16 protein-coding genes are annotated in these 12,988 nt (G+C 61.5%); 9 read left to right on the top strand and 7 right to left on the bottom strand.

Annotated elements, in window-relative coordinates; translation table 11 throughout:
- On the bottom strand, positions 1-529 hold a 529-nt coding region (locus tag A3730_RS13470), incomplete at its 3' end, for a YceI family protein (protein WP_231883958.1).
- Positions 530-548: 19 nt separating this feature from the next.
- Positions 549-1,142: a cytochrome b gene (locus A3730_RS13475; protein ID WP_063519759.1), complete on the bottom strand. Its 594-nt coding sequence runs from the start codon at positions 1,140-1,142 to the stop codon at positions 549-551.
- Positions 1,143-1,381: 239 nt separating this feature from the next.
- Here A3730_RS13475 and pyrR point away from each other — a divergent pair, with 239 nt between their 5' ends.
- The 3 genes from pyrR to A3730_RS13490 are packed head-to-tail and all read left to right on the top strand — an operon-like array spanning position 1,382 to position 4,255.
- A complete protein-coding gene (gene pyrR / locus A3730_RS13480; protein ID WP_063519760.1) occupies positions 1,382-1,930 on the top strand; it encodes a bifunctional pyr operon transcriptional regulator/uracil phosphoribosyltransferase PyrR in 549 nt (182 codons plus the stop codon).
- A 2-nt stretch (positions 1,931-1,932) separates the two neighbouring features.
- The gene (locus A3730_RS13485) at positions 1,933-2,976 is read left to right on the top strand and encodes an aspartate carbamoyltransferase catalytic subunit (RefSeq protein WP_063519761.1); all 1,044 of its coding nucleotides are present in this window, start codon (positions 1,933-1,935) and stop codon (positions 2,974-2,976) included.
- Positions 2,963-4,255 (top strand): dihydroorotase, encoded by a 1,293-nt coding sequence (locus A3730_RS13490; protein ID WP_231880592.1) that lies wholly within the window; start codon positions 2,963-2,965, stop codon positions 4,253-4,255. Before A3730_RS13485 ends, A3730_RS13490 begins: the two co-directional genes overlap by 14 nt.
- Before the next feature lie 193 nt (positions 4,256-4,448).
- Here A3730_RS13490 and dsbG read toward each other — a convergent pair whose 3' ends face one another.
- The gene (dsbG, locus tag A3730_RS13495) at positions 4,449-5,006 is read right to left on the bottom strand and encodes a thiol:disulfide interchange protein DsbG (protein WP_063519774.1); all 558 of its coding nucleotides are present in this window, start codon (positions 5,004-5,006) and stop codon (positions 4,449-4,451) included.
- A complete protein-coding gene (locus tag A3730_RS13500; protein ID WP_063538241.1) occupies positions 5,003-5,812 on the bottom strand; it encodes a TlpA disulfide reductase family protein in 810 nt (269 codons plus the stop codon). Before A3730_RS13500 ends, dsbG begins: the two co-directional genes overlap by 4 nt.
- Positions 5,813-5,924: 112 nt before the next feature.
- Between A3730_RS13500 and A3730_RS13505 the strand changes: the two genes are divergently transcribed.
- Positions 5,925-6,587 (top strand): response regulator, encoded by a 663-nt coding sequence (locus A3730_RS13505; protein WP_063519776.1) that lies wholly within the window; start codon positions 5,925-5,927, stop codon positions 6,585-6,587.
- Positions 6,587-7,894, top strand: a complete 1,308-nt coding sequence (locus A3730_RS13510) for an ATP-binding protein (RefSeq protein ID WP_063538243.1) — start codon at positions 6,587-6,589, stop codon at positions 7,892-7,894. Before A3730_RS13505 ends, A3730_RS13510 begins: the two co-directional genes overlap by 1 nt.
- On the opposite strand, the gene A3730_RS13515 is transcribed toward A3730_RS13510, so the two are convergent.
- Together A3730_RS13515 and A3730_RS13520 are read right to left on the bottom strand one after the other, a co-directional pair.
- Complete coding sequence (locus A3730_RS13515; protein ID WP_063521334.1) at positions 7,878-8,405, bottom strand: DUF4136 domain-containing protein; 528 nt, start codon at positions 8,403-8,405, stop codon at positions 7,878-7,880. The genes A3730_RS13510 and A3730_RS13515 overlap by 17 nt on opposite strands.
- Before the next feature lie 72 nt (positions 8,406-8,477).
- Positions 8,478-9,377 carry a LysR family transcriptional regulator gene (locus A3730_RS13520; protein ID WP_063538245.1) on the bottom strand — a complete coding sequence of 300 codons (900 nt, stop codon included), beginning with the start codon at positions 9,375-9,377 and terminating at the stop codon, positions 8,478-8,480.
- 129 nt (positions 9,378-9,506) lie between these two features.
- Between A3730_RS13520 and A3730_RS13525 the strand changes: the two genes are divergently transcribed.
- From A3730_RS13525 to A3730_RS13535, 3 genes are all read left to right on the top strand, one after another.
- The gene (locus tag A3730_RS13525) at positions 9,507-10,097 is read left to right on the top strand and encodes an FMN-dependent NADH-azoreductase (protein ID WP_063521034.1); all 591 of its coding nucleotides are present in this window, start codon (positions 9,507-9,509) and stop codon (positions 10,095-10,097) included.
- A gap of 106 nt (positions 10,098-10,203) precedes the next feature.
- Entirely contained in the window at positions 10,204-11,208 is a 1,005-nt protein-coding gene (locus tag A3730_RS13530; protein ID WP_063521033.1) for a glutathione S-transferase family protein, read from the top strand.
- 72 nt (positions 11,209-11,280) lie between these two features.
- Complete coding sequence (locus tag A3730_RS13535) at positions 11,281-12,141, top strand: pirin family protein (protein ID WP_063521032.1); 861 nt, start codon at positions 11,281-11,283, stop codon at positions 12,139-12,141.
- A gap of 9 nt (positions 12,142-12,150) precedes the next feature.
- Here the strand turns inward: A3730_RS13535 and A3730_RS13540 are convergent, their stop codons facing one another.
- On the bottom strand, positions 12,151-12,645 hold the full coding sequence (locus A3730_RS13540; RefSeq protein ID WP_063521031.1) for a hypothetical protein: 495 nt from the start codon (positions 12,643-12,645) through the stop codon (positions 12,151-12,153).
- A 197-nt stretch (positions 12,646-12,842) separates the two neighbouring features.
- Here A3730_RS13540 and A3730_RS13545 point away from each other — a divergent pair.
- Positions 12,843-12,988: NADPH-dependent FMN reductase (locus A3730_RS13545; protein WP_197477480.1), on the top strand; the 146-nt coding region annotated here is incomplete at its 3' end.

A 12,988-nucleotide genomic window follows, 5' to 3' on the forward strand; every position in this document is an offset into this window, starting at 1 on the left:
TGATGCCGAAGTCGGACAGCGTCAGTGTGGTGGAGGCTTCCAGGCCCATGCGGTAGCCGCCCCACGGATCATCGCCGTAACCGATCAGTTTGGCATCCAGGGTTACCGGTTTAGTCACGCCATGCAGGGTGAAATCGCCGGTGATTTTTGCGGTTTTCTCGCCGGTTTTTTCAATCTTTGTGCTCTTGAAGGTGGCGGTGGGGTATTCGCTCACGTCCAGGAAATCATCACTGCGCAGGTGCTTGTCGCGTTCGGCGTGGTTGCTGTCCACGCTGGCAGTCTGGATGGTGGCGGTTACCTGGCTGTTCTCCGGGTTTTCAGCATCCACGGTGAAGGTGCCGTTGAAATCATTGAAGCGGCCATACAGCCAGCTGTAACCCAGATGGGAAATTTTGAAGGTGACAAACTGGTGGGCGCCTTTTTTGTCGAACTGATAGGTGCCTCCGGGCTGGTCGGCGAACGCCATGCTGCTGAGCAGCAGCGCCAGGGCGGGGACAGTGGTTTTTTTCAATAACGTCAACATAAGCATCAAGCTCCGTTTCGGGTGATTAAGATGGGTTGTGAGTGTCGTTTGAGATGTGCGTTGTGGTTCGCGGCGCCAGGCCGAGAATGCGGCGCAGGGTGTCGTCGCGATCAAAAAGATGATGTTTGATGGCGGCCAGTGCGTGCAGGCTGGCCAGCCCGATCACGGCCCAGGTGGCCCAGTAGTGAATCAGCCCGGCGGTGTCTTCCAGGCCGGTCTGGTGGCCGCTCACCGAGGGAACAGAAAACCAGTTGAATACATCCACGGACGAGCCATCGGCGCTGCTGATCAGGTAGCCGCTGACCATGGCCACGAATAACAGCAGATACAAGGCCCAGTGAGTGAGATGGGCGCTGATTTTTTCCCAGGGCTTGTGGGTGGGCAGCGGTGCCGGTGGCGGTGAAATAAAGCGCCAGCCCAGGCGCAGGAGCATGGCAATAAAGAGCAAAACGCCGATGCTGCGATGCAGGTCCGGGCCTTTGCGATACCAGGGGTCGTAATAGCCCAGGTCCACCATATAAAAGCCCAGCGCAAACAGGCCGATCACCGCCAATGCCACCAGCCAGTGGAACAGCACGGCAATGGCGCCAAAGCGTTGCGAGTCGTTGCGCAGTTTCATGAGGGTTCCCTTCCAGTGTTCTCCGCCCTTATGGCTGGGCGATCCCTTACTTGTTCAGAGTCCACGCCGCGCATCAGGTTCCGTTGATTACAAAACTTACAGGCGTTGTGCGTATGCCTCTAGCTTGTCGGCATTGTGGTCCGGGACACAGCGCAAAAAACTGAACGGTTTGATCAGCTGTTCCGTTGATTGCCTCAGTGGCCCGGCCTTCTGCTACTCTTACGCCTTGGATATGCCTTATGGACTGTGGGAGAACGGCCTTGAGCTGGGATGAGCAACAATTGCAGACACACCTGGATGTGATGGCGGCGGCCATTAATGAGCGCTTTGCGGATAAGTCACCACTGCTGGTGGGGATTGAATCCGGTGGCGCCTGGGTGGCGCAGGCGCTCAATGACCGTTTGCCTGCGGCTCTGCCGCTGGGCTCACTGAATCCGGCGTTCTACCGGGATGATTTCGACACCCGTGGACTCAAGCCCACGGTGACGCCGTCCAAGCTGCCATTTGATGTGGATGGCCAGCATATTTTGCTGGTGGATGATGTGCTGATGACCGGGCGCACCATCCGTGCGGCCATGAACGAGTTGTTCGATTTTGGTCGCCCGGCGTCTATCTCTCTGGTGGTGCTGTTCGACATCGGCCACCGACAATTGCCAATTCGTGCCGATATTTGTGGGGAAACTTTGGCATTGCCACCCCATCAGCGGGTAGAATTGCGGGGGCCCTCACCGCTAATTGCGGAGATCCGCGAACTGGTCAGTGAGGACAACAGAGAGACAAGGTCCTAAGAATGACGCCGACGCTTGCGCCATCCTCCCGCGTACAACTTACCGACGACGGTAAGCTTCGCCATTTTCTCACCACTGAGCACCTCCCCCGTTCCTTGCTGGAAGATATTCTCGATACCGCAGCAAGCTTTGTGGATGTGGGTGGCCGGGCGATCAAGAAAGTCCCCTTGCTGCGCGGCAAGACCGTGGTGAACCTGTTTTTCGAATCCAGCACCCGTACCCGCAGCACTTTTGAGCTGGCGGCCCAGCGGCTCAGCGCTGACGTGCTCAACCTGGATATTGCCAAGTCCGCCACCAGCAAGGGCGAAACCTTGCTCGATACCCTGCGCAACCTGGAAGCCATGGCGGCGGACATGTTCGTGGTGCGCCACCAGGATTCCGGGGCGCCGTTTTTCATTGCCAACGAAGTAACGCCCAACGTGGCGGTGATCAATGCCGGTGACGGGCGCCATGCCCACCCCACCCAGGCCATGCTCGACATGTATACCATCCGCCACTACAAGGGCGGGTTCGGCGGGCTGAAAGTGGCCATCGTCGGCGATATCCTGCATTCCCGGGTGGCGCGCTCCCAGGTTCACGCACTGAATATTCTCGGTGCCGAGGAAGTCCGTTTGATCGGTCCCAGGACGCTGCTGCCGGTGGATGCGGAAGCGTTGGGCGCCACCGTGTTCACGGATATGGCCCAGGGCCTGAAAGACGTGGATGTGGTGATCATGCTGCGCCTGCAGAAAGAGCGCATGGATTCGGCCCTGCTGCCCAGCGAAGGCGAATTCTTTCGTCTCTATGGCTTGAACAACGACAAGCTTCATTTCGCCAAGGATGACGCCATTGTCATGCACCCCGGCCCGATAAACCGGGGAGTGGAAATCGCCTCGGAAGTGGCCGATGGCCCCCGTTCGGTGATTCTCAACCAGGTCACCTTCGGCATCGCCGTGCGCATGGCCGTCATGTCCATGGCCATCAGCGGCCAGGACAGCGACAGCAATGCTCTGGCTGCCTCCACACAAAGCATGGAAGGAGCAGGAGGTGCCCGTGGCCAGCGCTAACCGTAACCGCGCCCATATCCTGATCCGCAAGGGCCGTGTCATCGACCCGGCCAGTGGCCGTGATGATGTGGCCGACCTGCTGATTGAAAACGGCCGCCTGACGCGCATCGGCGCCAGCCTGGACGCACCGGGGGCCGATATCGTGGAGGCCGACGGCCATTGGGTGCTGCCTGGGCTGGTGGATGCCTGTGTGCACCTGTCGCTGCCCGGTAGCGGCCGCGCCGGCGATATCGCCAGTGAAACCCGCGCCGCGGCGGCCGGGGGAATCACCCATCTGGCGGCCCAGCCGGACTGTGGCCCGGTGGATTCCACGGCGGTGGTGCGCCTGATTCGCGAACAGGCCGGCCAGGCCGGGTTTGCCCGTATCATGCCGATTGCCGCCATGACCCAGGGCTTACTGGGCGAGCAGTTGGCGGAGATGTCGACTCTGGCGCGGGCCGGTTGTATTGCCGTGGGCAATGCCGGCGGCAAGGTGGCCAATGCGCTGGTGCTCAAACGCAGCCTGGAATACGCCGCTACCTTCGATCTGCCGGTCATGTTCCGCCCGCAGGATTCGGCGCTCAGCGCCGGGGGCTGTGCCCATGAAGGGCCGGTGGCGACCCGCCTCGGGTTGCCCGGTATTCCCGCTGTGGCAGAAAGCGTGGACCTGTCCCGCGATCTGCTGTTGGTGGAAGCCACCGGAGTGCGGGCGCACTTCCAGCAAATCTCCAGCCGCGATTCCCTGCGCCTGCTGCGCGCCGCCAAACGGCGCGGCTTGCCGGTGACGGCGGACGTGAGCATCCAGCACCTGTTGCTGGACGAGTCGGCGCTGGAAGGTTTCAACAGCCATTGCCATGTGATCCCGCCCCTGCGCAGCGCCGCCGATCGTGAGGCCCTGCTGGAAGCCGTGGCCGATGGCACCATCGACGCAATCTGCTCCCAGCACACCCCCATTGGTTCCTCCAGCAAGGCGGCGCCGTTCCCGGCCACCAAACCGGGCATGGCCGGGCTGGATGTGCTGCTCTCGCTGGTGTTGGAACTGGTCAGCGAGGGCAAACTGAGCTTGTCGCGGGCGCTGGATGCGGTCACTGCGGCTCCGGCCCGTTGCCTGGGAATCCAGGCGGGCCAGCTGGAAACCGGTCGCCCCGCCAGCCTCTGTGTGCTGGACCCGGCGGCGGATAAAAACCTCAGCGAAGACTGGCTGTCCGCCGGCAACAATTCCCCCTGGCGTCATGCCCAGCTCAAGGGCAGCGTGAAGCTGACCGTGTGCCAGGGCAAGGTGAGCTGGCTGTCGGATTGAGTCAGACCCGCTACGAAGCCGCTGTAGGAGTTCCCTTCCAGGGGACGAACTGAGCGTAGCGCGATATTGGCGAAAGCCAATCCTCTGTTCACCGGGTGATGCTTTTCCTGTGAGGCGAGCTGCAGTCAAAGGCGGCCACTGCTTCGCTGTCGCTCGGTTCGTCCCCTGGAAGGGAACTCCTACAAAGTGCGTTTTACCTCTCTTCCAGCTGAAACACTTCCTCTCTTAGATCGGCTTCCCCAACGACCCCCGGCGCCACGCGCCAGCGCCCTTCCCTGTCCTGGAAAATCAGGGCCGGTGTACCTTGCAGGCCCAGTCCGATCATCAGCCCGGTGTTGCTCTGGATCTGGCTGCGGATGGCGTCGGGGACTCGCTCCAGCGGGCGGATACCGCCGTCGTCAAAGTGGCCTTCGTGCTCGGCCAGTGCGGCGGCCGGGTCCGGGGCAGCGAGCACGGCACCGCCTTGAGTGAAGCTGCGTTTGGGATTGATCAGCCCGACGATGATATGGCGTACCTGTAGCACGTTGTCCTCGTCTTCGATCATGGGCTGCATGTTTTCCCACAACCGGGCGCAGTAGGGGCAGGCCATATCCGTGAACACATAAGCCACTCGTTGCGGCTGCTGTGGGCCTTCCGCTACCCAGGTGCTGGCTTCCAGCTTGGCCAGCAGGCTGTCCATGGAGGGGCCGTCGTCGGCCTGGCCGATCAGGGGCATCAGCAGGGTGAGCAGCAAGGCAGCAGGTTTGATCATGGAGTGTCTCCCGGAAGGTGTTGGCTAAGAAAGTGATGCAGGCTGGCGTCGGAGAGGGGGCCAAAATGGCGCCCGACTTCCTGGCCCTGCTGATCGAACAAAAGGGTTAGCGGCAGGCCACGGTTGCCCGCATAGCGACCCAGATCCGCATGTGGATCCAGTAACAGGTGCTCAAAGTGGAGCTGCCCTTCGGTGAGGTACTGGCGGACCTGATGGGGGTTCTCCCCCTGATTGGCAAGAATAAAGCGCACCCCGGGGTAGCGCTGCTGCCCGGCCTCAAGCACAGGCATTTCCCGCCGGCACGGTGGGCACCAGGTGGCCCACAGGTTTACCAGCGTTACCCCGCTGGATGCCGCTTTCAGCGTGGTGGCGTCCCCTTGCAGATTGTACAGGGTGACCTCCGGTAACGGGCTGGGCGTTGGCGACAGGGCTTCCAGTGCGGCAAACGTCAGCGTCATGCAGAGCAGCGCGGCGGCACTGGCAGACACCAGCGCAGCGCGGACGCGGGGTTGCCGGTACAGGCTGACGGCCAGCACCGCCAGCGCCACCAACGCACCGGGCCACCACCAGCCCCCGTCACGGATGTCGAGCATGGCCAGCCAGGAGTCGTACTGGTTCTGGTAGCGCCACACAAACGCCAGTCGCGCCCCCAGCACGGCGGTAATGGCAATCAGCCATAGCGTTGCTTCGATGCGTTGCCCACGGCGTTGCCACCACAGGCTGGTGAGGCTGGCGGCGAAAAAGCCGGTGAGCACGACAAAAGTGCCTGCCGGCAGGGCCAGTGGGCCAATGATGACAGCGTCCACGGTCTCTCCATGTCAGGGAAGCGCCAGTGTGGCCCGGCTGCATTAACCGTGGGTTAACCGGTGGCGCCGACACTGGGCTGCAACTTGCGCAGCCTAACCGGGTCAGAGCCACATGCATATTTTATTGATCGAAGATGACGCCTTGCTGGGTGATGGTATTCAGGCCGGGCTGCAGGCCATGGGGTTTACCGTGGCCTGGGTGACGCGTGCGCGCGAAGGGCTGGCTGCCTGGAAAAGCGTGGAGTTCGATGCGTTAGTGCTGGATCTGGGGCTGCCTGACCAGGATGGGGGCCAGGCCCTTTGCCAGTGGCGCGACGCCGGGCTCACTGCGCCGGTATTGATCCTCACTGCCCGGGACGCGGTACAGGACCGCATTGATGGCTTGCAGCGCGGTGCCGATGATTACCTGGTCAAGCCGTTTGATCTGGGCGAACTGGCGGCGCGTTTGCAGGCACTGCTGCGCCGTAGTCGCGGCCAGGCGAGTCCGTTGATTGAACATGGCCGGGTGCGGGTGGACCCGTTTCGCCAGCAGGTCTGGCTGGCGGATCAGGAGGTGGAATTACAACGGCGGGAGATGGCGTTGTTGCTTGCCTTGTTGCAAAGCCGGGGTCGGCTGCTCACGGCGGACCAGCTGGCCGACCGTGTCTATGGCTGGGTGGATGGCGTGGAGAGCAACGCGCTGGCGGTGCATATCCATAACCTGCGCCGCAAGCTGGGCAGCGGCATTGTGGAAACCGTGCGCGGTGGCGGGTATCGCCTGGGGGCGCCGTCGTGATGGCGCGCTCGCTGCGTTCCCGGGTGTTGTGGCTGGTGGCGTTCAGTTTGCTGAGCGTCTGGCTGCTGCTGGCACTGTGGTTACACAATACCGTCAAGCAGCATCTGGGCACGGCGCTGGACCAGCGTCTGGCGGCGTCTGCACGGATGGTGGCCTCCATGGCCAATGCCAGTGCACCGGCGTTATCCGCCAAGCCGGAGCTGCAGGCGGTGGTAAATAGCGGGCTGTTTTGCCAGGTGATGAACTTGCGTGGCGAGATTCTGGCGCGTTCCGGCGGCGCGCCGTCCGCCCACCTTGCCAGCAGCCAGGACGGCTTTACAGAGCGCTCCCTGGCGGGTGAACGCTGGCGCGTTTATACCGTCAGCCAGGGGCAGGTACGGGTTGCCACCGCCGAACCCATGGCGGTGCGTGAATCGTTGCTGGCGACGCTGGCCTGGGCGTTGCTGGTGGGGTTGTTGCTGGCCCTGCTGGGGGCGTGGTTGGCGGTGCGCTGGGCCGTGAGCCGCGGCCTGGCGCCGCTGGACGCGGTGCGCAGGGAGTTTGAGTCGCGCCCGGTGCAGGCGGCGTCAGCGACACCCAGCGCGGCCGGGATCACGGAGTTGGTGCCCCTGGTGGCGGCGCTGGATCGCTGGGCTGATCAGGCCCGGCAAGCGCTGTTGCGCGAGCGGCGGCTGACCGACGATCTGGCCCACGAACTGCGTACGCCACTGGCTGCCCTGAAAACCCAGTTGCAGGTGGCCCGCTTGAAGTTGCCCCCGGATGCACCGGCCATGGCGGCGCTGGCGGCGGCGGAAAACGCCAGCTCGCGAATGGCAGATAATCTGCAGCAGCTGCTGGCGCTGGCCCGCCTGGATGGGGTGCCGCAGAGTTGTCCGCGCCCGGTGCAGGCGGTTATCGATGACAGTCTGGCCCAACTCGCCGGGCATCCGCAGCGTGCGGCAGTGCAGCGGGATGACGTGGCGTGTGCTGCAATGACCTTGGCGTCTCCTTCCCTGGCCAGCCTGGCATTACGCAACCTGCTGGAGAACGCGTTGCGCTATACACCGCCGGGCGAGCCGGTGTGGATTCGGGTGGTGGCGGATGCGACGGACTTGCATATCCATGTGGAAGATCAGGGGCCGGGGATAACGGGCAATGCGGAGGCATTGTGTACGCGCGGGCACCGGGGAGACCGGGGGCAAACCGGTCTGGGGTTAGCCATTGTCGCCTCGGTGATGGCCCGCAGTGGCGGTCAACTGGCGCTGGAAAACCGTGCCGGCGCCGGGCTCCGCGCCACCTTGAGCTGGCCGGTTACGGATACCGTTTGAACATGTCCTCGACGGCTTTTTCGATATGTGCACTGCGGCGTTCGCTGCTCATGTCATCGTGGAGCTCGTCGCGGCTGGTGGCCTGCCAGACCACATCCTTGCTCTGCTGATCAATCAGTTGCACCACCAGTTTGTATTCCTCGCTGATTTCACCCTCGGTGGGAGTGCTGGCGCCCAGGCCAATGTTGTTGCGGGTAAAGCCGAAGCCGAACTGGAGGGTGGAGCCATCGAAGCGCTGCTCGCGTTTGAAGAAGTGTTTCACCTGCACATCGGCCTGGTCAGGGGGGGCGGCAGACAGACCTTTGGCGGCCAGTGCCTGTTTCAGGGCAGCCTGGGCGCGCTGGTCATCCAGCTCACGGGGTTTGTCCTGGTCCTGGGGTACAAAGGCGTAGGTGCGGTATTGCTGCAGATCGGCGCCGGACTGACTGTCGATCACCACCGGGCTGACACAGGCGCTGAGTAGCAGTGCCGTGGTGAGCACCAGTAAGGCCGGAATCGGTAATCGTTGCATGGCAATCTCCTGACGTTGAGCTCGAATCCTTATTCTACGCCCGGTGTGTCATGTCCGGGTGAGGATGGCTATTTAAACGGTCACCCCTGGACAAGATAAGGCAGCCGCATCGCGAATCCGTTCCCCGAGATAGCGCGCGGCCTGGCCCGCATACTGGCCATCGGCATAAATCAGATACAGATCCACCATACGCTCCACGCCTTCATCCAGGGCCAGTATCTTCAGCGCACCGGTCTCCAGGGCGTCGCCGATTTCGGCCTCCGGCACCCAGGCAAAGCCCAGCCCACGGCGGATCGCCGCGATGCGGGTGGAAGAATGGGAGACGGTCCAGCGCTGTTCGGCGCCCAGCCAGCCGGAATCAATACGGCGGCTGCCGGAATCGCGGATCACGATCTGGCGGTGCTGGCGGAGGTCTTCGTGGGTCAGGTGATCGGCCAGGGCCAGCGGGTGGTCGGCGGCGGCCACCGCCAGAAAGCGTACCCGCATCAAGGGGTCGCCGAAAAACCCCGGTGGCACACGCCCGCCCACCACCAAATCCGCTTCCTTGCGCAGCAGGGCTTCATCGGAGCCTGACAGGATGGTTTCGCTGTACTCCACCCGGGTCAGCGGGCTGTGCTGGGCAAAGGCATCCAGCGCGGAAAGCATGCAGTGCTGGGGGAACAGGCCGTCGGCGGCCACCCGCACCAGCGGCTCCCAGCCCTGACTCAGCTGGATGGCGGCGCTTTCGATGCGGTTGGCCTCTTCCACCAGTACCTTGGCCTGCCGGTACAGCATCTGCCCGGTTTCGGTGAGCTTGGCGCGGCGCCCCTCCAGAGTGAAGGCGCGCACGCCCAGCTCGGTTTCGATCTTCTGCACGGCGTAACTGATCGCCGACTGGCTCTTGTCCAGGGCCTCAGCGGCACTGGCGTAGCCGCCTTCATCCACCACGGCGAGCAGGGCCTGCCATTGATCCAGGGTAATCTTGGCTGACATATCGAAATTCCTGAGCTAAATGTGCAGTTTTATCCCGTTTTATATCTTATTTACTGAAACCACAATAGACCCATCGAAACAATCATGCCGACCACCGGGCCGGCTGCAGGAATAAAGGGAGTTAGGGTTATGAATATTCTGGTGATCAAAAGCAGTGTGTTTGGTGATAACGGCAATTCGTCTGCGCTGGTCAATGCGCAGCTGGACGCGCTGAAAGCACAGCATCCGCAGGCCACCGTGGTCGTTCGTGACCTGTCCACGGATCCGGTTCCGCATCTGGACGGCGATCGCGTCAGCGCCTTTTTTACACCGCCCGAGCAGCGCAACGATGAACAGCAGGCGGTGGACGCCTTTTCCCTGGCGCTTATCGACGAGCTGAAAGCCGCCGATCACATTGTATTGGGCCTGCCCATGTACAACTTCGGCATTCCCAGCCAGCTGAAAAGCTGGATCGATCATGTGGCGCGGGCGGGCATCACCTTCCGCTATACCGAAAACGGTTCGCTGGGCCTGCTGGATGATAAATCCGTGACGGTGCTGGCGGCCCGGGGTGGGCTGTATGCCGGCACCGAGAACGATACGGTAACGCCGTATATCAAGTTGTTCTTCGGGTTTATCGGTATCACCGATGTGAACTTCGTTTACGCGGAGGGGCTGAACATGGGTGACGAGACTAAAGAGAAAGCCATGAGCGAAGCACAGGCGGCGCTGGCGGGGTAACACGCTGGTGACAATAAGCGAGTAACAAGTTTCGAAAATCAGGACAAGCGTTTTGCCTTTCGCTCCTCGTTATTCGCTCCTCGATAGTCAACGCAAGGAGATAACCATGGGACTGTTAGTCGACGGAAAGTGGCAGGACAAGTGGTACGACACCAAAAGCACCGGTGGGCGTTTCAAGCGCTCGGAAAGTCAGTTCCGTAATTGGGTCACTGCCGATGGCAGCGCCGGGCCCAGTGGTGATGGTGGCTTCCCGGCGGAAAGCGGGCGTTACCACCTGTATGTGTCCCTGGCTTGTCCGTGGGCCCACCGCACTCTGGTCATGCGTGCGCTGAAAGGCTTGCAGGACCATATTGGCGTGTCTGTGGTGCACCCGCACATGCTGGAGAACGGCTGGGAGCTGCGCGACGATTTTGACGGCGCCACCGGTGATCCGCTTCATGGTTTTAGCAAGCTCTATGAGTTGTACCTGAAAGCGGATGACAACTACACCGGCCGGGTGACGGTGCCGGTGCTGTGGGATAGGCAGCGCGGCACTATTGTCAGTAATGAATCGGCTGACATTATCCGCATGCTCAACAGCAGCTTCGATGGGCTGGGTGCCACCCCGGGCGATTATTATCCCCGGGCGCTGCGAGCAGAAATCGACAGCATTAACGAAGGCGTTTATCACGATGTGAACAATGGCGTTTACAAGGCGGGTTTCGCTACCAGCCAGGAGGCCTATGACGACGCTGTGGTGACCTTGTTCCAGCGCCTGGATGCGTTGGAGGACTTGCTCGGCAAACAACGCTACCTGGTGGGTAACACCTTAACCGAAGCGGACATCCGCTTGTGGACCACACTGGTTCGCTTTGACCCGGTGTATGTCACGCACTTCAAGTGCGACCGTCAGCGGATCAGCGATTACCCGAATTTGCAGGGCTTGCTGAAAGAGATCTATCAGTTGCCCGGCGTGGCGGACACGGTGAACATGACGCACATTCGCCACCATTATTTTTGCAGCCACCCGACGGTGAATCCCCACGGGATTATTTCCATCGGGCCGCAACTGGACTGGACCACGCCCCACGGCCGCGAACGCCTGGGCGAGCGAGAAATTATCAGCGCCTGACACAGGCGAGACGCTGGCGATGTTTTGTCGGGCGTCCGGCATCTGGCGTCAGGCTTAACACAGGAGGTTCCCATGGAACGCACAATTCTCAATACGATTCGGGCAATGGATACATCCGATGGTGCTGGCGTTCGTCTGAAGCGGGCGCTGGGTTCTAACCCGGCCGTGCGACTGGACCCGTTCCTGATGCTGGATGCGTTTTCCTCCGACAACCCGGATGACTACATTGCCGGTTTCCCGCCCCACCCGCATCGGGGTTTTGAAACGGTGACGTACCTGGTGGAAGGGCATATGCGCCACCGGGATCATCTCGGTAATGAAGGGGATCTCAAGCAGGGAGGCGTGCAATGGATGACCGCTGGCCGTGGCATTATTCATGAAGAAATGCCGCAGCAGAAAGACGGTTTACTGCGCGGTTTTCAGTTGTGGATCAACCTGCCGGCGGCGGAAAAAATGCAGCCTGCCGGGTATCGGGATATTAGCGACGATGAGATCCCGCGACTGGATCTGGCCAGCGGCGGCCAGGTCAAGGCCATTGCCGGAGAGGTAACCCTTGCAGGGCAGACGCTCAGCGCTCCGGTGAAAGGCGGCAAGGCGGACCCGTTGTATCTGGACGTGGTGTTGCGCCCGGAGGAAACGCTTACGGTTCCGCTGGCGCAGGGCTATAACGCTTTTCTGTATCTGTTCGAAGGCCGCGTCAGGGTGGCAGGGGAAACGGTGGAGACCGATCACCTGGCCACCTTCACCGATGGTGACAGTGTCACCCTGGTGGCGGGAAAAAACGGTGCGCGCTTGCTGTTGCTGGCGGGAAAGCCGTTGGGCGAACCGATTGCACAGTACGGCCCCTTCGTGATGAATACGCAGGAAGAAATCAATCAGGCCCTGCGCGATTATCGCGATGGTACGCTGACGGCGGAGCCTTCGTTGCTATAAACGTTGCCGCTACCCCTGGCCGCCCTGCCAATGTGGTGGCAGGCCGGGGGACCAGCTGGAGCCTGCCATTCGAAAGATGCGAGTGAGCGCGGCTTGCGCCTGCTCCAGCCGGTTGGCCGGCACCAACAAATCCACACTGCTGAGGGTGCCGGCGTTGTAGCCGGTATCCGTGGCGGTTTTTCCGGGCATAAACGTCAGGCTCTGAATCGCCGCCGGCCGGGTGTGCAACAGCAGATGCCCTCGCCCGTCTTCCAGTGTCACCCCTTCAATCTGCTCCACATCCTGGCGATGAAACCGGAACGCCATACCAAAACGGCTCTGGCTGCTGCCACGAAACAGCGTGATGTGTTGTTGATGATCAAGACTCAAATGCTGAATCTGTTGTGCCTCACTGCTCTTGTCGCTCAGCCCAAGGATCAACAGGCCATTAAGAATGGCCAGCTGCTGATAGAGAGCCGGGCCGGGAATAAAGGGCGCGTTGGAGTGGGTGATATCAATGGGCATTGCGAGCAGCTATCCGTGAATCGTTCAGGAATGGTAAGCGGGGCGTGACAGAAATGCGTCACCCATATGGGGGATAAATGGCCCGGCGATGATGATGGTTATGGCTTGTCACTAGCGCGAGTGTGGAGGAAGCTGGGATGCGCATTCGCTACAGTGTGGCTTTGCGTTGACCGATTCAGAAAACAGGGAGTAATGGCATGAAGGTTCTGGCGATAGCAGGCAGTCTCAGGGAGCAATCCTATAACCGGGGGCTGGTACGAGCGGCCCAGGCATTGGCCCCATCAGGCATGACGATCACCATCGGCGAGATCGCCGATGTGCCCATGTATAACGGCGATGATGA

It is taken from the genome of Alcanivorax sp. HI0044, assembly GCF_001634945.1.

Coding starts and splice junctions, on each gene's coding strand:
- pyrR (WP_063519760.1), top strand. CDS start 1,382: ATGGACTGTGGGAGAACGGCCTTGAGCTGGGATGAGCAACAATTGCAG.
- A3730_RS13530 (WP_063521033.1), top strand. CDS start 10,204: ATGGGACTGTTAGTCGACGGAAAGTGGCAGGACAAGTGGTACGACACC.
- A3730_RS13515 (WP_063521334.1), bottom strand. CDS start 8,405: ATGCAACGATTACCGATTCCGGCCTTACTGGTGCTCACCACGGCACTG.
- A3730_RS13475 (WP_063519759.1), bottom strand. CDS start 1,142: ATGAAACTGCGCAACGACTCGCAACGCTTTGGCGCCATTGCCGTGCTG.
- A3730_RS13505 (WP_063519776.1), top strand. CDS start 5,925: ATGCATATTTTATTGATCGAAGATGACGCCTTGCTGGGTGATGGTATT.
- A3730_RS13535 (WP_063521032.1), top strand. CDS start 11,281: ATGGAACGCACAATTCTCAATACGATTCGGGCAATGGATACATCCGAT.
- dsbG (WP_063519774.1), bottom strand. CDS start 5,006: ATGATCAAACCTGCTGCCTTGCTGCTCACCCTGCTGATGCCCCTGATC.
- A3730_RS13510 (WP_063538243.1), top strand. CDS start 6,587: ATGGCGCGCTCGCTGCGTTCCCGGGTGTTGTGGCTGGTGGCGTTCAGT.
- A3730_RS13485 (WP_063519761.1), top strand. CDS start 1,933: ATGACGCCGACGCTTGCGCCATCCTCCCGCGTACAACTTACCGACGAC.
- A3730_RS13540 (WP_063521031.1), bottom strand. CDS start 12,645: ATGCCCATTGATATCACCCACTCCAACGCGCCCTTTATTCCCGGCCCG.
- A3730_RS13525 (WP_063521034.1), top strand. CDS start 9,507: ATGAATATTCTGGTGATCAAAAGCAGTGTGTTTGGTGATAACGGCAAT.
- A3730_RS13520 (WP_063538245.1), bottom strand. CDS start 9,377: ATGTCAGCCAAGATTACCCTGGATCAATGGCAGGCCCTGCTCGCCGTG.